Annotated in this window: 17 protein-coding genes; 9 read left to right on the forward strand and 8 right to left on the reverse strand. The window is 60.3% G+C overall.

The genetic code is table 11. The features are described 5' to 3' along the window. Positions 1-110 precede the first annotated feature (110 nt). Together hisD and hisC are read left to right on the forward strand one after the other, a co-directional pair. Positions 111-1,448 carry a histidinol dehydrogenase gene (gene hisD, locus DJ564_RS05530; RefSeq protein WP_109627996.1) on the forward strand — a complete coding sequence of 446 codons (1,338 nt, stop codon included), beginning with the start codon at positions 111-113 and terminating at the stop codon, positions 1,446-1,448. Between the two features lie 2 nt (positions 1,449-1,450). After that, a complete protein-coding gene (hisC, locus tag DJ564_RS05535; RefSeq protein ID WP_109627997.1) occupies positions 1,451-2,503 on the forward strand; it encodes a histidinol-phosphate transaminase in 1,053 nt (350 codons plus the stop codon). A 119-nt stretch (positions 2,504-2,622) separates the two neighbouring features. Here the strand turns inward: hisC and DJ564_RS05540 are convergent, their stop codons facing one another. From DJ564_RS05540 to algW, 3 genes are all read right to left on the reverse strand, one after another. Next, positions 2,623-3,351 carry a DUF4198 domain-containing protein gene (locus tag DJ564_RS05540; RefSeq protein WP_109627998.1) on the reverse strand — a complete coding sequence of 243 codons (729 nt, stop codon included), beginning with the start codon at positions 3,349-3,351 and terminating at the stop codon, positions 2,623-2,625. 12 nt (positions 3,352-3,363) lie between these two features. After that, entirely contained in the window at positions 3,364-5,469 is a 2,106-nt protein-coding gene (locus tag DJ564_RS05545; protein WP_109627999.1) for a TonB-dependent siderophore receptor, read from the reverse strand. 86 nt (positions 5,470-5,555) lie between these two features. After that, entirely contained in the window at positions 5,556-6,716 is a 1,161-nt protein-coding gene (algW, locus tag DJ564_RS05550; RefSeq protein WP_109628000.1) for a Do family serine endopeptidase AlgW, read from the reverse strand. 102 nt (positions 6,717-6,818) lie between these two features. On the opposite strand from algW, the gene DJ564_RS05555 reads away from it, so the two are divergent. The 3 genes from DJ564_RS05555 to cysN all read left to right on the forward strand — a co-directional run bounded on the left by DJ564_RS05555 (position 6,819) and on the right by cysN (position 10,654). Continuing rightward, positions 6,819-7,577: a Nif3-like dinuclear metal center hexameric protein gene (locus DJ564_RS05555; RefSeq protein ID WP_109628001.1), complete on the forward strand. Its 759-nt coding sequence runs from the start codon at positions 6,819-6,821 to the stop codon at positions 7,575-7,577. 251 nt (positions 7,578-7,828) lie between these two features. After that, positions 7,829-8,746, forward strand: a complete 918-nt coding sequence (gene cysD / locus DJ564_RS05565; protein ID WP_109628002.1) for a sulfate adenylyltransferase subunit CysD — start codon at positions 7,829-7,831, stop codon at positions 8,744-8,746. Between the two features lie 9 nt (positions 8,747-8,755). After that, positions 8,756-10,654 (forward strand): sulfate adenylyltransferase subunit CysN, encoded by a 1,899-nt coding sequence (cysN, locus tag DJ564_RS05570; protein ID WP_109628003.1) that lies wholly within the window; start codon positions 8,756-8,758, stop codon positions 10,652-10,654. A gap of 158 nt (positions 10,655-10,812) precedes the next feature. Here the strand turns inward: cysN and DJ564_RS05575 are convergent, their stop codons facing one another. Genes DJ564_RS05575 through DJ564_RS05585 form a run of 3 tightly spaced genes read right to left on the reverse strand, consistent with a single transcriptional unit; the run spans position 10,813 to position 14,217 of the window. Next, positions 10,813-11,718 (reverse strand): acyltransferase, encoded by a 906-nt coding sequence (locus DJ564_RS05575; RefSeq protein ID WP_109628004.1) that lies wholly within the window; start codon positions 11,716-11,718, stop codon positions 10,813-10,815. Continuing rightward, positions 11,719-13,818 (reverse strand): phosphate acetyltransferase, encoded by a 2,100-nt coding sequence (pta, locus tag DJ564_RS05580; protein WP_109628005.1) that lies wholly within the window; start codon positions 13,816-13,818, stop codon positions 11,719-11,721. It lies immediately after the preceding gene. 60 nt (positions 13,819-13,878) lie between these two features. Continuing rightward, positions 13,879-14,217: a DUF3565 domain-containing protein gene (locus DJ564_RS05585; RefSeq protein WP_109628006.1), complete on the reverse strand. Its 339-nt coding sequence runs from the start codon at positions 14,215-14,217 to the stop codon at positions 13,879-13,881. On the opposite strand from DJ564_RS05585, the gene DJ564_RS05590 reads away from it, so the two are divergent. From DJ564_RS05590 to DJ564_RS05600, 3 genes are all read left to right on the forward strand, one after another. Further along, positions 14,186-14,671, forward strand: coding sequence for a peptidylprolyl isomerase (locus tag DJ564_RS05590; protein ID WP_007901600.1), 486 nt, complete (start codon positions 14,186-14,188; stop codon positions 14,669-14,671). The two genes, DJ564_RS05585 and DJ564_RS05590, sit on opposite strands and share 32 nt — an antisense overlap. Positions 14,672-14,794: 123 nt before the next feature. Then, positions 14,795-15,277: a glutathione peroxidase gene (locus DJ564_RS05595; RefSeq protein ID WP_109628007.1), complete on the forward strand. Its 483-nt coding sequence runs from the start codon at positions 14,795-14,797 to the stop codon at positions 15,275-15,277. A 157-nt stretch (positions 15,278-15,434) separates the two neighbouring features. Next, positions 15,435-16,538: an NADH:flavin oxidoreductase gene (locus tag DJ564_RS05600; protein ID WP_109628008.1), complete on the forward strand. Its 1,104-nt coding sequence runs from the start codon at positions 15,435-15,437 to the stop codon at positions 16,536-16,538. A 111-nt stretch (positions 16,539-16,649) separates the two neighbouring features. Here DJ564_RS05600 and DJ564_RS05605 read toward each other — a convergent pair whose 3' ends face one another. Beyond that, the gene (locus DJ564_RS05605) at positions 16,650-17,855 is read right to left on the reverse strand and encodes a glycosyltransferase family 1 protein (RefSeq protein WP_109628009.1); all 1,206 of its coding nucleotides are present in this window, start codon (positions 17,853-17,855) and stop codon (positions 16,650-16,652) included. Positions 17,856-17,895: 40 nt separating this feature from the next. Beyond that, positions 17,896-18,648: a sulfate transporter CysZ gene (cysZ, locus tag DJ564_RS05610; protein WP_109635948.1), complete on the reverse strand. Its 753-nt coding sequence runs from the start codon at positions 18,646-18,648 to the stop codon at positions 17,896-17,898. Positions 18,649-18,962: 314 nt separating this feature from the next. On the opposite strand from cysZ, the gene trxB reads away from it, so the two are divergent. Beyond that, positions 18,963-19,925 carry a thioredoxin-disulfide reductase gene (gene trxB, locus DJ564_RS05620; protein ID WP_109628010.1) on the forward strand — a complete coding sequence of 321 codons (963 nt, stop codon included), beginning with the start codon at positions 18,963-18,965 and terminating at the stop codon, positions 19,923-19,925. The last annotated feature ends 19 nt before the right edge of the window (positions 19,926-19,944 follow it).

Below are 19,944 nucleotides of genomic sequence, written 5' to 3' on the forward strand. Positions count from 1 at the left end.
TTAAGTCGCGCCGTCTATCCGCCTCATAGCCAGAATTCTCAGGTGCCCAAGCGGATCGAATGTTAGCTTCGGGTGCCTGAGTTTTTTGCCAATCCTATGAGGCTCTCGCTATGACCGCACCGACTGCAATTCGCCGACTCAACGCTGCTGACCCGGATTTCGCGCATCATCTGGATCATCTGCTGAGCTGGGAAAGTGTGTCTGACGACTCGGTCAATCAGCGCGTGCTGGACATCATCAAAGCCGTGCGCGAGCGTGGCGATGCGGCGTTGGTGGACTTCACCCGGCAGTTCGACGGCCTGGACGTTGCGTCCATGGCGGACCTGATCCTGCCGCGCGAACGCCTGGAACTGGCGCTGACCCGAATCACCGTGCCTCAGCGTGAAGCGCTGGAAAAAGCCGCGGCCCGTGTGCGCAGCTACCACGAAAAGCAGAAACAGGATTCCTGGACCTACACCGAAGCTGATGGCACGGTGCTGGGCCAGAAGGTCACGCCGCTGGATCGCGCCGGCCTGTACGTCCCGGGCGGCAAGGCGTCGTACCCATCCTCGGTGCTGATGAACGCGATTCCGGCCAAGGTCGCCGGTGTGACCGAAGTGGTCATGGTGGTGCCGACCCCGCGCGGTGAAATCAACGAACTGGTGCTGGCCGCGGCTTGCATCGCCGGTGTCGACCGCGTCTTCACCATTGGCGGCGCCCAAGCGGTTGCCGCATTGGCCTATGGCACCGAAAGCGTGCCGAAGGTCGACAAAGTGGTTGGCCCGGGCAACATCTATGTCGCCACCGCCAAGCGTCACGTGTTCGGGCAAGTTGGCATCGACATGATCGCCGGCCCGTCGGAAATCCTCGTGGTGTGCGACGGCCAGACCGATCCGGACTGGATCGCCATGGACCTGTTCTCCCAGGCCGAGCACGACGAAGACGCCCAGGCGATTCTGGTCAGCCCGGACGCCGAGTTCCTCGACAAGGTCGCCGCGAGCATCGCCAAACTGCTGCCGACCATGGAACGCGCCGAGATTATCGAAACCTCAATCAATGGCCGTGGCGCCCTGATTCTGGTTCGTGACATGGAGCAAGCCATCGAAGTGGCCAACCGCATTGCGCCGGAGCACCTGGAGTTGTCGGTCGCCGATCCGCAAGCCTGGCTGCCGCTGATCCGACACGCGGGCGCGATCTTCATGGGCCGTCACACGTCCGAAGCCCTGGGCGACTATTGCGCAGGTCCAAACCACGTGTTGCCGACGTCCGGCACCGCGCGCTTCTCTTCGCCACTGGGTGTTTACGACTTCCAGAAACGCTCGTCGATCATCTTCTGCTCCGAGCAGGGTGCCTCCGAACTGGGCAAAACCGCTTCCGTGCTGGCCCGTGGCGAGTCGCTGACCGCCCACGCGCGGAGCGCCGAATATCGCATCGTTGACGAAGACTCTTCACAAGGGCAGGGGAACTGAACATGAGTAAATTCTGGAGCCCGTTCGTCAAGGATCTGGTGCCCTACGTGCCGGGCGAGCAGCCGAAACTGGCGAAACTGGTCAAGCTCAACACCAACGAAAACCCGTACGGCCCCTCGCCCAAAGCCTTGGCGGCGATGCAGACCGAGCTCAACGACAACCTGCGTCTGTATCCGGACCCGAACAGCGATCTGCTGAAAAACGCCGTGGCTGCGTATTACGGCGTGCAGGCCAATCAGGTGTTCCTCGGCAACGGCTCGGACGAAGTCCTGGCGCACATTTTCCACGGCTTGCTGCAACACGACAAAGCGGTGTTGTTCCCGGACATCAGCTACAGCTTCTATCCGGTCTACTGCGGGTTGTATGGCATCAAGTTCGACGCGGTGCCGCTGGACGAACAGTTCCAGATCAACCCGGCGGATTATGCCAAGCCTAACGGCGGGATCATCTTCCCGAACCCTAACGCGCCGACCGGTTGCCTGTTGGCGCTGGAAGCGGTTGAGCAAATCCTCAAGGCCAGCCCGGATTCGGTGGTCGTGGTGGATGAGGCTTACATCGACTTTGGTGGGGAGACGGCAATCACTTTGGTCGACCGTTATCCGAACCTGCTGGTGACTCAGACCCTGTCCAAGTCCCGCTCGCTGGCCGGCCTGCGGGTTGGTCTGGCGGTGGGGCATCCCGATTTGATCGAGGCGCTGGAGCGGATCAAGAACAGCTTCAACTCTTATCCACTGGATCGCCTGGCAAATGTCGGGGCTGCTGCTGCGTTTGAAGACCGTGAATACTTCGACAAGACCTGCCGGTTGGTCATCGATCATCGTGAGTGGGTGGTTGCGCAACTGGAAGGGAAGGGCTTTGAAGTGCTGCCGTCCGCGGCGAACTTCATTTTCGCGCGCCATCCGAAGCATGACGCGGCGGGATTGGCTGCGAAGCTGCGTGAGCAGGGCGTGATCGTCCGGCACTTCAAGCAGGAGCGGATTGCACAGTTCCTGCGGATTTCCATCGGCACGCCTGAACAGAATCAGGCACTGATCGACGGCCTGGGCGACCTTTAAGGAACACCCCCGATCCTGTGGGCGCGTGGCTTGCCCGCGATGAACGATAACGCGGTGTAACTGATACACCGCGTTATCGTTCATCGCGGGCAAGCCTCGCTCCTACAGGGTTTTGTGGGTTATTCGTGATGCGGTTCGCCCAGGAACGTCAGCGAGCTGAACACCCCGCGCGTCGCCACATCCGGATTGTCCTTCAGCACAATCTCCATCTGCGCCGAAATCACATTCAACCCTTCATTACGCACCACCACCTGCGCACGGCCGTCCTTATCCGTCTCGGTGCTCAACGTATTCGGCGCACTGCGATAGTCACCAATCAACTTCACCCCCGCCGCCGGTTTCCCATCGAGCAGCACCCGCACGGGCAGCAACTTGCCCGGTCCGACCGTCAGCGGATCGACCTCCGGCAGAATCAGCAGCTTCATCTGATCCAGCTTCGGCAACTTCGCCCCTGGCTGATAGATCGCCAGGCTGTATTTGAAGGTCTGCGTTGACTCGATCGCCCCCGGCACTTTACTGCGTCCTTCGTTGATCCACTTTTTATCCGCCGTCTGCGACCACATGCCGTTGTCCAGTGCCACGGCCATCACGGCGGGCGGTTTCAAGGGTTGTAAACGCGCATGATCGGCCAGGCGTTGCACGGTCACCGGGATCATTTTGCCGTTGGCGTCATAGGCCCAGGCACCGCTGATTTTCTGCGCCTTGAAGGCGTTGTCCTCGGCACCGTGGCCGTAAATCACTTCGATGTTGCCGCGACGTTGTTCGGTCCAGAGACCATGGGCCGAGGCCTGGCCGGTAAACAACAGGCCGAGCAGCAGGCTGAGCAGTGCGGGTTTGAGAGGGTGCATGGGAACTTCCTTTTACAGATTGAGTGTGAGGCTGACGGTGAAATTGCGCGGCTCGCCGGGGTTGACCCAGTAATTGCTGTACGAGCGCTCGTAGTATTTCTCGTCGAACAGGTTGTTCAGGTTCAGGCCGACAGTGACGTTTTCACTGGCCTTGTAATGGGCCAGCAGGTCGACGGTGTGGTAGGCGGGGAGCTCAAAATCGCTGCCGGATTCGCCTGAGCGATCACCGACGTACGTGAACGCCGCGCCGACGTCTGAGCCGCGCAAATGGCCATCCTGAAATTCATAAACACCCAGCAGACTGCCGCTACGCTTGGCGACGCCGAGGATGCGGCTGCCGGTGGGAATCACTTTGTCGCCTTCGGTGACCTCGGCGTCGATGTAGGCGAAGGCGCCGATCACTCGCACGGCGTCGGTCACCTGCCCGGTGACTTGCAGGTCGAATCCCTGGCTGCGGGCCTTGCCCATGGCGCGGCTGGTGTCGGTGCCCGGGTCGAGTGCGAGGACGTTTTCCTTTTCGATATGGAAGGCGGCGAGGGTGGTGCTCAAACGGTCGTCGAACAGCTCGCTCTTGATCCCCACTTCGTATCCGACGCCTTCTTCCGGGTCGAAGGATTTGCCGCCAGCGTCCAGGCCATTGTTCGGTTTGAACGAGGTGGACGCGTTGGCGAACAGCCCGACTTCGGGTGTCAGTTGATAGAGCAGGCCGGCCCGTTGGGTCAGCGCATCGTGGCTCTGACGGCTGGTGGTGCCGCGGCTGTGATCGTCGATGCTTTGCTCGAAATGTTCGAAGCGGGCGCCGAGCATGCCGCGCAGTTTGTCAGTGAAGACGATCTGGTCCTGCAGATTCAGCGCGCGGCTTTCGACGTGTTCGAAAAGGTCAGTGCCCGAGCGCGTGCCGTTGGGTTTCGGCTGGCCGTAGATGGGCTGATAAATGTCGATGGCGTAGGGGCCGCCGGCAATGGTCGTGACCCGTTCGTTCTTGCGGAAGTTCTCATATTCGGTGCCGATCAGCAGTTCGTGCTGCCAGCTGCCGAGGTCGAACAGACCGCGCAATTCGAGTTGGGTGATGCTGTCGTGCCAATTGGTATCGCGCTCGCGATAACGTCGATTGACGGTGTGGCCGTCGGCATTCAGCGGGCGATTTTCGGAGGCGTAGCCCCAGAGTTTGCCTTCCTTGTAATGGCTGGCCAGGCGTAGTTTCCAACTGTCATTGAGATGATGTTCGAGCGTGGCTTGCAGCAGGTTGTTGTGGTTGTCGATGTTGCCGTCGTTGGGTTCGCCGAGGAAGGTCGAACGTGACACGCCGCTCCACTTGTTATTCGGCGCGACAATGCCGCGATCGAACGTGGAGCTGTGACGCACGAATTCACTCTCCACCAACAGACTGGTGTCCGGGTTCAATTGCCAACTGAAGGAGGGTGCGACGAACACTCGCTGGCTGTCGACGTGATCGCGAAAGCTGTGGTTGTCCTCGACGGACAGGTTGATTCGGGACAACACGTTGGCGTCGTCATCCAGCGGCGTGTTGACGTCGAGGGCGGTGCGATAGCGATCCCAACTGCCGGCGCTGGTTTGCAGGGTGGTGAACGCTTCGGGCTGGGGTTTCTTGGTGACGATGTTCACCGTACCGCCGGGATCGCCGCGTCCATAGAGGCTGGCAGCGGGGCCTTTGAGCACTTCGATGCGCTCGATGTTGGCCGCGTCCGGCGTGCTCGGATAGCCACGGTTGGCGCTGAAGCCGTCCTTGTAGAACTCCGACGTGGTGAAGCCACGCACGCTGTATTCGTAAAGCGTCAGGCCGCCGAAGTTATTCTGCTTCGACACACCACCGGCAAAATCCAGGGCACGCTCGACGCTGGTGCTGCCCAGGTCATTGAGCACACTGACGGGAATCACGCTGATGGATTGCGGGATGTCGCGGATCGCGGAGTCGGTTTTGGTCGCGCTGGAAGAGCGCGTGGCGCGGTAGCCCTTGACCGGGCCGGTGGGCGATTCGTAGTCGGAGGTGACGCTTATGGCGTCCAGTTCGAGGGTGCCGGGCTCTTCTGCGAAGACCGGATCCGCCAGCAGGCCAAGGGCAAGACTTGCCACGGAAGCCATTGTTCGAGACGACATGTTATGTTGTTCCAATTGAGATATTGAAACAATATAACATGTCTAATGAGACTGTCTTCTATTAGCCCGAAATCCTCGGGTTGATGTCAGCCTTCTTCTTTCTCTTTAACCGGCGCCGGTGGCGGACGCAGGCCGATCTCAGCCGTGAGCTTCAGCTCTTTGCCATTGCGCATCACCTGAATCGTGACCTTGTCGGTCGGTTTGATCCGCGCGACCTGGTTCATCGAACGACGACCGTCGCCGGCCGGTTCGCCGTCGATGCTGAGGATTACGTCGCCCAATTGTAGGCCGGCCTTCTGCGCCGGACCGTCGCGGAAAATCCCTGCGACCACAATCCCCGGGCGCCCCGACAGACCAAACGACTCCGCCAGTTCCTGACTCAATGGCTGCACTTCGATGCCGAGCCAGCCGCGAATCACCTGGCCGTGTTCGATGATCGACTTCATCACTTCCATGGCCAGTTTGACCGGGATCGCAAAACCGATGCCTTGCGAGCCGCCAGACTTGGAGAAGATCGCCGTGTTGATGCCGGTCAGGTTGCCGTTGGCGTCCACCAGCGCACCGCCGGAGTTGCCGGGGTTGATCGCGGCGTCGGTCTGGATGAAGTCTTCGTAGTTGTTCAGGCCCAACTGGTTACGCCCGGTGGCGCTGATGATGCCCATGGTCACGGTCTGGCCGACCCCGAACGGGTTGCCGATGGCCAGCGCGACGTCACCGATGCGAATGTTGTCGGAGCGGCCGACGGTGATCGACGGCAGGTTTTTCAGATCGATCTTCAGGACGGCGAGGTCGGTTTCCGGGTCGCTGCCGATCACCCGGGCCAGGGTTTCACGGCCATCCTTGAGCGCGACCACAATCTGGTCGGCGCCGCTGGTCACGTGGTTGTTGGTCAGCAAATAACCTTCCGGGCTCATGATCACGCCCGAACCCAGGCTCGACTCCATGCGTTTCTGCTTGGGCGAGTTGTCGCCGAAGAAGCGGCGGAACTGCGGATCTTCGAACAACGGATGGTTCGGTTTGTTGATGACTTTGGTGGTGTACAGGTTCACCACCGACGGCGCGGCCGTGGTGACCGCGTCGGCATAGGACACCGGACCTTGCTGCATCGTGGTGGTTTGCGGGGCTTGCTGCAGGTTGACGTCGAGGCTCGGAAGCCCGACCCACTGCGGGTAACGCTGGATGATCAACAGAGCGATAAGCACGCCGGCCAACAACGGCCAGCCGGAAAAACGCAGCGCCTTGAGCATTAAGCACGTCCTGAGAGGTTGCAGGCGGTATGAGACCGCCCATAATGTCGCGCATTATACGAGGCGCAGCTCGCCTCTGAACGGGATATTTAGGAGTCTTTTATGGCCGTCGCCTTGAGCACCCTGGTCGAAGAAGCCGACCGTTACCTTAACAGTGCCAGGATTGCCGATTACTGCCCCAACGGCTTGCAGGTCGAAGGCCGCCCGCAGGTGATGCGCATCGTCAGTGGCGTCACCGCCAGCCAAGCGCTGCTGGACGCCGCCGTCGAAGCGCAGGCCGATCTGGTGCTGGTGCATCACGGCTATTTCTGGAAGGGCGAGAACCCGTGCATCACCGGCATGAAGCAGCGTAGGTTGAAAACCCTGCTCAAGCACGACATCAGCCTGCTGTCCTATCACTTGCCTCTGGATCTGCACCCGGACGTTGGCAACAACGTGCAGCTGGCGCGTCAGCTCGACATCACGGTCGAAGGCCCGCTGGATCCTGACAACCTTAAAGTGGTCGGCCTCGTTGGCTCGTTGAGCGAACCGATGACGCCGCGTGATTTTGCCCGTCGTGTGCAGGAAGTCATGGGGCGTGAACCGCTGCTGATTGAAGGTAGCGAGATGATCCGTCGCGTTGGCTGGTGCACCGGTGGTGGCCAGGGTTACATCGATCAGGCCGTGCTGGCCGGGGTCGATTTGTACCTTAGTGGCGAGGCTTCGGAGCAGACTTTCCACAGCGCCCGGGAAAACGACATCAGCTTCATCGCCGCCGGTCACCACGCCACCGAGCGTTACGGCGTGCAGGCATTGGGCGATTACCTGGCCCGCCGGTTCGCCCTCGAGCACATCTTCATCGATTGCCCGAATCCGATCTGAGATCACCGCAGATCAAATGTGGGAGCGGGCTTGCTCGCGAAGAGGCCGTGTCAGACGACAACAACGTTGACGGACCCACCGCTTTCGCGAGCAAGCCCGCTCCCACAGGGTCTTCGGTGCCCAAACGAGGGGGTATATTCATATACCCTTTCGATCTAGTCGGCGGCCTGATTAGAAGAGGTCGCTGTGCTAGGATTCCTCGCTCGAACACGGCCCGCTGGCCGTCCATAAGATCGTTTTCGTGAGTAGCCATGGTCGACAAACTGACGCATCTGAAACAGCTGGAGGCCGAAAGCATCCACATCATCCGCGAGGTCGCCGCCGAGTTCGATAACCCGGTGATGCTGTACTCCGTCGGTAAAGACTCCGCCGTGATGCTGCACCTTGCGCGCAAGGCATTCTTCCCGGGCAAACTGCCGTTCCCGGTGATGCACGTCGACACCCGGTGGAAGTTCAAGGAAATGTACGCGTTCCGCGACCGCATGGTCGAAGATCTCGGCCTGGACCTCATCGTGCACGTGAACCCTGATGGCGTCGCGCAGGGCATCAACCCGCTGACCCACGGCAGTGCCAAGCACACCGACATCATGAAAACCGAAGGCCTGAAACAAGCCCTCGACAAGTATGGTTTCGATGCCGCTTTCGGTGGTGCTCGCCGCGACGAAGAGAAGTCCCGTGCCAAAGAGCGCGTGTATTCCTTCCGCGATACCAAGCACCGCTGGGACCCGAAAAACCAGCGCCCGGAACTGTGGAACGTCTATAACGGCAACGTCAACAAGGGCGAATCCATTCGTGTATTCCCGTTGTCGAACTGGACCGAACTGGATATCTGGCAGTACATCTACCTTGAAGGCATCCCGATCGTGCCGCTGTATTTCGCCGCCGAGCGCGACGTTATCGAGATGAATGGCACCTGGATCATGATCGACGACGAACGCCTGCTCAATCACCTGAGCGATGAAGACAAGGCGCGCATCGTCAAGAAGAAGGTCCGCTTCCGTACGCTCGGCGACTACCCGCTGACCGGTGCGGTCGAGTCCGAGGCCACCAGCCTGACCGACATCATTCAGGAAATGCTCCTGACGCGAACTTCCGAACGCCAGGGCCGGGTCATCGACCACGATGGCGCAGGCTCGATGGAAGAAAAGAAACGTCAGGGTTATTTCTAAGGGGTTGTCATGTCGCACGCATCTGATTTGATCAGCGAGGACATCCTCGCCTACCTGGGCCAGCACGAACGCAAGGAAATGCTGCGCTTTCTGACCTGTGGCAACGTCGACGACGGCAAGAGCACCCTGATCGGGCGCCTGCTGCACGACTCCAAGATGATCTACGAAGATCACCTGGAAGCCATCACCCGCGACTCGAAAAAAGTCGGCACCACCGGCGAAGACATCGACCTGGCATTGCTGGTCGACGGCCTGCAGGCCGAGCGTGAGCAGGGCATCACCATTGATGTCGCTTACCGCTATTTCTCTACCGCCAAGCGCAAATTCATCATCGCCGACACCCCTGGCCATGAGCAGTACACCCGCAACATGGCCACCGGTGCGTCCACCTGTGACCTGGCGATCATCCTGGTCGACGCCCGCTACGGCGTGCAGACCCAAACCCGTCGCCACAGCTTCATCGCCTCGTTGCTCGGCATCAAGCACATCGTGGTCGCCATCAACAAGATGGACCTCAATGGCTTCGACGAAACCGTGTTCGAGTCGATCAAGGCCGATTACCTGAAGTTCGCCGAAGGCATCGCGTTCAAGCCGACCACCATGGCGTTTGTGCCGATGTCGGCATTGAAAGGCGACAACGTGGTGAACAAGTCCGAGCGCTCGCCGTGGTACACCGGCCAGTCGCTGATGGAAATTCTCGAGACCGTCGAGATCGCCAACGACCGCAACTACACCGACCTGCGTTTCCCGGTGCAGTACGTCAACCGTCCGAACCTGAACTTCCGCGGTTTCGCCGGCACCCTGGCCAGCGGCGTCGTGCACAAGGGCGACGAAGTCGTCGTGCTGCCGTCGGGCAAGAGCAGCCGCGTGAAATCCATCGTCACCTTCGAAGGTGAGCTGGAGCATGCAGGTCCTGGTCAAGCGGTGACGCTGACCATGGAAGACGAGATCGACATCTCTCGCGGCGACTTGCTGGTGCACGCCGACAACCTGCCGCAAGTGACCGACGCCTTCGACGCCATGCTGGTGTGGATGGCCGAAGAGCCGATGCTGCCGGGCAAGAAATACGACATCAAACGCGCCACCAGTTATGTGCCGGGTTCGATCACCAGCATCGTCAACCGCGTTGACGTGAACACGCTGGAAGAAGGTCCTGCCAGCGCGTTGCAACTGAACGAGATTGGTCGGGTCAAGGTCAGCCTCGACGCTGCGATCGCACTGGACGGTTACGCGAGCAACCGCACCACCGGTTCGTTCATCGTCATCGATCGTTTGACCAATGGCACCGTTGCCGCCGGCATGATCATCGCTCAGCCGTTGGCGCATGGCAGCAACACGCACCACGGCAAACTGGCGCACGTGGCGACCGAAGAACGCGCCCAGCGTTTCGGTCAGCAACCGGCCACCGTGTTGTTCAGCGGCTTGTCGGGCGCGGGCAAAAGCACCTTGGCTTACGCGGTTGAGCGCAAGTTGTTCGACATGGGCCGTGCGGTGTTTGTGCTCGATGGCCAGAACCTGCGTCACGACCTGAACAAAGGTCTGCCACAGGATCGCGCCGGGCGTACCGAGAACTGGCGCCGTGCGGCGCACGTTGCGCGTCAGTTCAACGAAGCGGGTCTGCTGACACTGGCAGCCTTCGTTGCGCCGAGTGCCGAAGGTCGTGAGCAAGCCAGGGAACTGATCGGCAAGGAGCGTCTGCTGACGGTCTACGTCCAGGCCTCGCCGACGGTCTGTGCCGAGCGTGACCCACAAGGCCTGTACGCGGCGGCCGGGGATAACATCCCGGGCGATTCCTTCCCGTACGACGTGCCGCTGGACGCCGACCTCGTGGTCGACACCCAGTCGCTGTCGCTGGAAGAAAGCGTCAAGCAAGTGCTGGATCTGCTGCGTCAGCGTGGCGCGATCTAAGCGTTAGCCGCTAATAAAAAACCCGTCGATGATCACTCATCGGCGGGTTTTTTGTGGGTCAACTGTGGGAGCTAGCCTGCTAGCGATTGCGGTGATTCAGGCAATAAATCTGCTGAATGTGAACCCGCTATCGCCAGCAGGCTGGCTCCCACAGGAGGTCAGTGTTTATCGGGATATTCGCGGTGCATCTGCGCAAGCAACGCATCCTTGTCTTCCCACAGCTGATTGATCCAGCCCTGAAATTGCAGTCGATACTCCCCATCCTGGTCGTAATTCTTGCCAATAAATTGCGGCGGAATCTTCAGTTCCTGAAAATGCACCACCACCTCTTCCACATTCCCACAGAGCAAATCCCAATACCCGGGACGCCCGGCCGGATAATGAATGGTCACGTTGACGATGGCTTCCAGCTGCTCCCCCATGGCATCCAGCACAAACGCAATGCCGCCGGCTTTGGGTTTGAGCAGGTACTTGAACGGTGATTTCTGCTGCGCATGCTTGCCTTCAGTAAAGCGCGTGCCTTCGACAAAGTTGAAGATCCCCACCGGGTTGTTACGGAACTTGTCGCAGGTCTTGCGGGTGGTCTCCAGGTCCTTGCCTTTCTTCTCCGGGTACTTCTCCAGATAAGCCTTGGAGTAGCGTTTCATGAACGGAAAACCGAGCGTCCACCAGGCCAGGCCAATCACCGGCACCCAGATCAGTTCCTGTTTGAGGAAGAACTTCAGCGGCTGGATGCGCCGGTTGAGCACGTACTGCAACACCATGATGTCGACCCAGCTCTGATGGTTGCTGGTGATCAGGTACGAGTGCTGATAGTCCAGGCCTTGCAGGCCGCTGAGGTGCCAGCGGGTGCGGCAGACCAGGTTCATCCAGGCCTTGTTGTTGCTGATCCAGGCTTCATGGGTATGGCTCATCAACCAGAGCGTGAAACGCTGGGTGAGGGCAAAGGGCAATACCTTGAAGATCGCCACGCAGAAGAGGAACGAGCACAACAGAATGGTATTCAACGCCAGCAACAACGATGCAATCACGCCGCGCACGGCGGCAGGTAGAAAAGCCAGCATTTAAAGATCCATAGGTCGGTTGGCAGCTTGAATCGCGGTCAGTGCGATGGTGTACACGATGTCATCGACTTGCGCGCCGCGCGGCAGGTCGTTTACCGGTTTGCGCAGGCCTTGCAGCATCGGCCCGAGGCTGACGCAATCGGCACTGCGCTGCACGGCTTTGTGCGTGGTGTTGCCGGTGTTCAGGTCGGGGAACACGAACACCGTGGCGCGACCGGCGACCTGGCTGTTCGGCGCCAGTTGCCGGGCCACGGTTTCGTTGGCGGCGGCGTCGTACTGCAACGGGCCGTCGATCAGCAGCGAGTTCTGCTGTTCGTGGGCGAGCAACGTCGCTTCGCGAACTTTCTCGACTTCTTCGCCGCTGGCCGATTCACCGCTGGAGTAGCTGATCATCGCCACGCGCGGGGTGATGCCGAATGCCGCTGCCGAGTCCGCGCTTTGCAGGGCGATCTCGGCCAGTTCGCTGGCGCTCGGGTGCGGGTTCATCACGCAGTCGCCGTAGACCAGCACTTCTTCGGGAAACAGCATGAAGAATACCGACGACACCAGCGTGCAGCCCGGCGCCGTTTTGATCAGCTGCAGGGCAGGGCGGATGGTGTTGGCGGTGGAGTGGATGACGCCGGAGACGAGGCCGTCGACTTCATCCAGCGCCAGCATCATGGTGCCGATCACCACGGTGTCTTCCAGTTGCTGCTCGGCCATCGGCGCGTTGAGGCTTTTGCTTTTGCGCAGGGCGACCATCGGCTCGACGTAGCGTTCGCGGATCAGGTCCGGGTCGAGAATCTCCAGCCCCGGCGGCAGTTCGATGCCTTGAGCGCGGGCCACGGCTTCGACGTCTTCCGGTTTCGCCAGCAACACGCAGCGAGCGATGCCACGGGCCTGGCAGATCGCCGCCGCTTGCACGGTCAGTGGCTCGCTGCCTTCTGGCAGAACGATGCGTTTGTTGGCGGCCTGGGCGCGCTGGATCAATTGATAACGGAACACCGCTGGCGACAGGCGCATCTCACGCGGAGTACCGCAACGCTGGTGCAGCCAGTTGGCATCGAGGTGGCTGGCGACGAAGTCGGTGATGATCTCCGCGCGCTCGCGGTCGTCGATCGGGATTTCCTTGTTCAGACCGTTCAACTGGTTGGCAGTGTCATAGGAGCCGGTGCTCACCGACAACACCGGCAAGCCTGCCTGCAATGCGCCACGGCACAGGTCCATGATGCGCGGGTCGGGCAGGGTGTCGCTGGTCAGCAACAGGCCGGCCAGCGGCACGCCGTTCATGGCGGCGAGGCTGACGGCGAGGATGATGTCGTCGCGATCGCCCGGGGTCACCACCAGCACGCCGGGCTTGAGCAGCTCCACGGTGTTGCGCATGGTGCGGGCACAGATGATGATCTTGGTCATGCGCCGGGTTTCGTAATCGCCAGCATTGAGAATCTGCGCGCCCATCAGGTCGGCCACGTCGCGGGTGCGTGGTGCGTTCAGTTCCGGCTGGAATGGAATGCAGCCGAGCAAGCGGAAATCACCGCTACGCAGCAACGGCGAATGCTCCTTCAGGCGCGAGGCGAAAGCCTCCATGCTTTCGTCGGTCTTGACCTTGTTGAGGATCACGCCGAGGACTTTCGGGTCTTTTGGACCGCCAAACAGTTGCGCCTGCAATTCCACCCGGCCAGACAGTTCGGTCAGCACTTCGTTTTCCGGCGCCGAGACCAGGATCACTTCGGCATCCAGGCTCTTGGCCAGATGCAGATTGACTCGCGCGGCGTAACTGGCGCTGCGGGTCGGGACCATACCTTCGACGATCAGCACGTCCTTGCCGACGGCGGCTTGCTGATACAGGGTGATGATTTCTTCGAGCAGCTCATCCAGTTGACCGTCGCCGAGCATGCGCTCGACATGGGCCAAGCCGAGTGGCTGTGGCGGTTTCAGGCCGTGGGTGCGCGCCACCAGTTCGGTGGAACGCTCCGGGCCGGTGTCGCCCGGATGCGGCTGGGCAATCGGTTTGAAAAAGCCGACTTTGAGGCCGGCCCGTTCAAGGGTACGCACCAGCCCGAGGCTGATGGAGGTCAGACCCACACCAAAATCGGTGGGCGCGATAAAAAAAGTTTGCATGCGGATTCTCTGGAGGTGCATGGCAATGGTGACGACCTATGTCTGGCCGTTTACCGAAATTCAGTCGCCAAGGTTATCGCTAACCGAGCCTTGTGCGCACCAACCGCAATCAAAGGGCTGGCCTATTTTTTCAATGCGTTGCGCGGGGTCCAGGACCCAGGCGCGCGATTGCCACGGTGGCTGGTGACGCAGGTGCTGGGTGTGGCCGCAGGAAAGCTCGGCCACCCAATGCCCGTCCTCATCCTGATGGAAACCTGTGACCGTCGAGCCTTTCACCGCGATCCGTCTGTCCGGGTTGTGTTCGCTTTCGGACGATTGCTTCGCTAAACTTGGCCTTTCTTCATTCTTATGCAAAAGGTCTCGCCCCATGCTGATCGCCGCCAATAAGGCTGTCTCCATCGACTATACCCTGACCAACGACGCTGGTGAGGTCATCGACAGCTCCGCCGGCGGCGCGCCGCTGGTCTACCTGCAAGGCGCAGGTAACATCATCCCGGGCCTGGAAAAGGCACTGGAAGGCAAAGCAGTCGGCGACGAGCTGACCGTAGCCGTTGAACCTGAAGATGCCTACGGCGAATACGCTGCCGAACTGGTCAGCACCCTGAGCCGCAGCATGTTCGAAGGCGTCGACGAACTGGAAGTGGGCATGCAGTTCCACGCTTCCGCGCCGGACGGCCAGATGCAGATCGTTACCATCCGCGATCTGGACGGCGACGACGTTACTGTCGACGGCAACCACCCGTTGGCCGGTCAGCGCCTGAATTTCCAGGTCAAGATCATCGACATCCGTGACGCCAGCCAGGAAGAAATCGCTCATGGTCACGTCCATGGCGAAGGTGGCCATCACCACTGATTTTCTGCGCTAAGCTCAGAGAACTGGAGAGGCGCCCGAGGGGCGCCTTTTTAGTCCGCGGCTGTCCCTGGCGACATCGCCAAGTGGCTGTTTCGAGTAGAACACGGGAATCTGGAGTTCGTCATGAGTGCTTTTCACGACCTTAAATTGACAGCCCTGGATGGTCAGGAGCTACCGCTGGCACCCCTCAAGGGGCAAGTCGTGCTTGTGGTCAACGTCGCCTCCAAATGTGGCTTGACCCCACAGTACGCGGCGCTGGAAAACCTCTACCAGCAATACAAGGACAAAGGCTTCAGCGTGCTGGGTCTGCCGTGCAACCAGTTTGCCGGGCAGGAACCGGGCACCGAGCAAGAAATCCAGGATTTCTGCAGCCTCAACTATGGCGTGAGCTTTCCGTTGTCCAGCAAGCTGGAAGTCAACGGTCACGATCGTCATCAGTTGTACCGTTTGCTGGCGGGCGAGGGTGCGGAGTTTCCGGGGGATATCACCTGGAACTTCGAGAAATTCCTGCTGGGCAAAGACGGGCGTGTGTTGGCGCGGTTCTCGCCGCGTACGCCGCCGGATGATCCGACGGTCATCGCGGCGATTGAAAAAGCGCTGAGCTGAATCCCAAAAAATCGCAGCCACCGAGCTGCGATTTTTTATGCCTGCCTTTTGACCCTTAATCACCCAGATCAATAGTGCTGTGCATCGTGTTTCACTGCGCATATTATCGCCGTCATAAAATTTGTGTCCCGTCGATATCGTTTTCGTGGAGCGTCCCATGCCAGTCAAAGCCTTGTTCAAACCGTTCCACCTCGGCACCCTCGAACTGCCGACCCGCGTCGTCATGGCGCCGATGACCCGCTCGTTTTCACCGGGCGGCGTTCCCAATTCCAAAGTGATCGAGTACTACCGTCGTCGCGCTGCCGCCGGCGTCGGCCTGATCATCACCGAAGGCACCACCGTCGGGCACAAGGCCTCCAACGGCTACCCGAACGTGCCGCATTTCTACGGTGAAGCTGCGCTGGCCGGCTGGAAGAAAGTGGTCGACGCGGTCCACGCCGAGGGCGGCAAGATCGTGCCTCAGCTTTGGCACGTGGGTAGCGTGCGTCGCATCGGCACCGAGCCGGATGCCAGCGTGCCGGGTTACGGTCCGTCGGAAAAACTGAAGGACGGTCAAGTCGTAGTGCACGGCATGACTAAACAAGACATCCAGGACGTGATCGCCGCATTCGCCCAAGCCGCTAAAGACGCTCAAAGCATCGGCATGGACGGTGTGGAAATCCACGGCGCCCATGGCTACCTCGTGGACCAGTTCTTCTGGGAAGGCAGTAACCAGCGCACCGACGAATACGGTGGCAGCCTGGCCAACCGTTCGCGTTTTGCCATTGAATTGATTCAGGCCGTGCGTGCAGCGGTCGGCGAAGGTTTCCCGATCATCTTCCGTTTCTCGCAGTGGAAGCAGCAGGATTACACCGCGCGTCTGGTGCAAACCCCGGAAGCGCTGGGTGAATTCCTCAAGCCGCTGTCCGACGCTGGCGTGGACATTTTCCACTGCTCGACGCGTCGTTTCTGGGAGCCGGAGTTCGACGGTTCCGAGCTGAACCTGGCTGGCTGGACCCGCAAGCTGACGGGCAAGCCGACCATCACCGTGGGCAGCGTTGGCCTGGATGGCGAGTTCCTGCAGTTCATGGTCAACACTGACAAGATCGCGCAGCCGGCCAGCCTGGAAAAACTGCTGGAGCGGTTGAACAACGATGAATTCGATCTGGTGGCGGTAGGGCGTGCATTGCTGGTCGACCCGGACTGGGCGCAGAAAGTGCGTGAGGGTCGCGAGGAAGACATCCTGCCGTTCAGCCGTGAGGCGTTGATGACGCTGGTTTAAGCGGCGACTGGCAAGGCCTCATCGCCAGCAGGCTGGCTCCCACAGGGGGGCTGCGGTATACACGGAACCTGTGGGAGCCAGCCTGCTGGCGATGACTGACTCAATGTCACCCTAGGCTCGGGGCAAGGTTGGTGCATTTGGCACCACCTGCTCCCCCACACAAGCCCCCCGCAACTGCCCCTCAAACTGCTCGATAATTGCCGCCCAGCCCTGGCGACTCGCATGCTGGCGCGCATTGAGCCGCACGCAACGCAACGTTTCGCGCTCCTCCAACAACCACGTCGCGGCATCGCAGAACGCCTCTTCATCCCCCGGCATCGCCAGCACGCCGTTGTAGCCATGGCGAATATGCTGGGCTGCTGCCGCCTGATCGTAGGCCACCACGCCCAATCCCGAGGCCAGCGCTTCAAGCACCACATTGCCGAAGGTTTCGGTCAGGCTCGGAAACAGAAATACATCCGCCGACGCATAGTGGCTGGCCAACGCTTCGCCACGTTGTGAGCCGCAGAAAATCGCGTCGGGCAGTTCCTTCTCCAAAACACTTCGCTGCGGTCCGTCGCCGACCACGATCAATTTCAGCTTGCGCTGTGGATAAGTGGCTTTCAGTGCGTCGAAACAGCGCTTGAGCAAGCCAAGATTTTTCTCCTGCGCCAACCGTCCTACATGGATTACCGCGATGTCCTTTTCGGCCAGGCCCCACTGTTCGCGTAGCGATTGCTGGCGTTTGACCGGATGAAACAATTGGCTGTCGACCCCTCGGGACAGCAACGCCAGACGTTCGAAATGCCGCCGCTCCAGTTCCAGTTGCTGGCTGATGCTGGGCACCAGCGTCAGCGTCGAACGATTGTGAAACCAGCGCAGGTAATGGGTCAGCAAACGCGACAGCAAGCCGAGCCCGTACTGGCTGGAATACTGCTGGAAATTGGTGTGAAAACCGCTGACTACTGAAATCCCCAGGCGACGCGCGGCACGCAATGCCGACAATCCCAGCGGTCCCTCCGTGGCGATGTAGAGCACGTCCGGGCGATGACGCTTCCATCGCCGCAGCAGCTTGTGCATCGACGACTGACCCCATTGCAGCCCCGGATACCCCGGCAGCGGCCAGCCGCGACACAGCAACAACTCATCGCTGCTGGCCGCCAACTGATCGCAGCCCTGACGCGGCCGCACCAGCTCGACCTGGTGCCCGCGCGCGCGCAAGCCATCACACAAGCGGCCGAGGGTATTGGCCACGCCGTTGATTTCGGGAGGGAAGGTTTCGGTGATCAGGGTGATATGCAGAGTTGTCGTCATGACCTCAGTGTCGGCTGAGGCCATGTCGTCATTGTGGCGTTTCGATGATGGATTTGTGACGGTGTCAGCGTTGGGTCACCAGATTCTCTGCGCCACGCTCCCGCACCCAGAACAATGTCGCCCCGGCCACCGCCGCCGGCATCATCAGAATATTGACCACCGGAATCAGCAGCACCAGATACACGATCCCGCCAAAACTCATGCTCTGCCAGCGCTTCTCGCGCAGCCAGGCGAGCATTTCGTTCCAGCCGAGTTTGTGGTTGTCCGCGGGGTAGTCAATGTACTGGATCGCCATCATCCACACCCCGAATAGCAGCCACAATGGCGCAGCAATGATGTTCACCACGGGGATGAACGAGAGAATGAACAACCCGATCGCTCGCGGCAGGAAGTAACCGAGTTTGCGCATTTCCCGGGACAGGGTGCGCGGGATCATGGCGATCAGTTCACCCCAGCTGAAAGCCGGGAAGTCATCGGTGCCGCGCACCACCACTTCGACTTTCTCCGCGAGGAAGCCGTTGAACGGTGCGGCGATGACGTTGGCGAGCATGGTGAAGGTGAAAAACACCATCAGAACCACCAGCACGACAAAAATCGGCCAGAGGACGTAACTGAGAAAACTCAGCCAGTCGGGCAGGGACGGCATCAGCGTATCGACCCACAGGCTGAACTGATGGCTGGCCAGGTAGATCAATCCGACGAACAGCACGAGGTTGATCACCAAGGGCAACAACACGAACAAACGCAGGCTGGGGCTCAGGACCAGCTTGAGACCTTCGCGCAGGTATTGCGGGCCGGACAGAACGGGGGCGGGCATAACGTGCTCCGAGCAAAGGGTAAACGCGCCGACCTTACCGGCTTTGCCTGACAGGCGAAAGCGCGGCAGCGACATCGACATTAACTGTAACAAAGGCGCCTATAAATTCATCGTGACCGGATAGAGACCGCCTATGAGCTGGATTGTTAAACCGTATTTCCTTAATCTTCGCCCCCTCGATACGCTGCACCCATTCTTTTTACAGGACTGTCGAACCCGAGCCTTCCCCAAGGCATTCAACGGTCCTTTTTTATTCCCGCCGGCAACCCGGCGTTCCGCGCCAGGTGTTCCGGGCCGGTCAACAGGAGCAGGTCATGTCTGAAGTCCGTCATTCGCGAGTGATTATTCTCGGTTCCGGCCCTGCCGGTTACAGCGCCGCGGTCTATGCCGCCCGTGCCAACCTCAAGCCACTGCTGATCACCGGCATGCAAGCCGGCGGTCAACTGACCACCACCACCGAAGTCGACAACTGGCCGGGCGACGTCCACGGCCTGACCGGCCCGGCGCTGATGGAACGCATGAAAGAGCACGCCGAACGCTTTGAAACCGAGATCGTTTTCGATCACATCAATGCCGTCGACTTCGCTGCCAAGCCGTACACCCTGATCGGTGACAGCGCGACATACACCTGCGACGCCCTGATCATCGCCACCGGCGCCAGCGCCCGTTACCTCGGCCTGCCGTCGGAAGAAGCGTTCATGGGCAAAGGCGTTTCGGCCTGCGCAACCTGCGACGGTTTCTTCTACCGCAACAAGCCTGTAGCCGTGGTCGGCGGCGGTAACACCGCTGTCGAAGAAGCACTGTACCTGGCCAACATCGCCAGCACCGTGACCCTGATCCACCGCCGCGAGACTTTCCGCGCCGAGAAGATCCTGATCGACAAGCTGAATGCGCGGGTTGCCGAAGGCAAAATCATCCTGAAGCTGAACTCGAACCTGGACGAAGTCCTGGGCGACAACATGGGCGTGACGGGTGCCCGCCTGAAGAACAACGACGGCAGCTTCGACGAGCTGAAAGTCGACGGCGTGTTCATCGCCATCGGCCACACCCCGAACACCTCGCTGTTCGAAGGCCAGCTGACGTTGAAAGACGGTTACCTGGTTGTCCACGGCGGCCGCGACGGCAACGCAACGGCCACCAGCGTCGAAGGCATCTTCGCGGCCGGTGACGTGGCTGACCACGTTTACCGTCAGGCCATCACCTCCGCCGGCGCCGGTTGCATGGCGGCACTGGATGCCGAGCGCTACCTCGACGACCTGCAGAACGCCAAGTTCTGACATTGTTGAAATGAAAAAA

Origin of the sequence: Pseudomonas sp. 31-12 (assembly GCF_003151075.1) — a bacterium.
Classification (GTDB): domain Bacteria; phylum Pseudomonadota; class Gammaproteobacteria; order Pseudomonadales; family Pseudomonadaceae; genus Aquipseudomonas.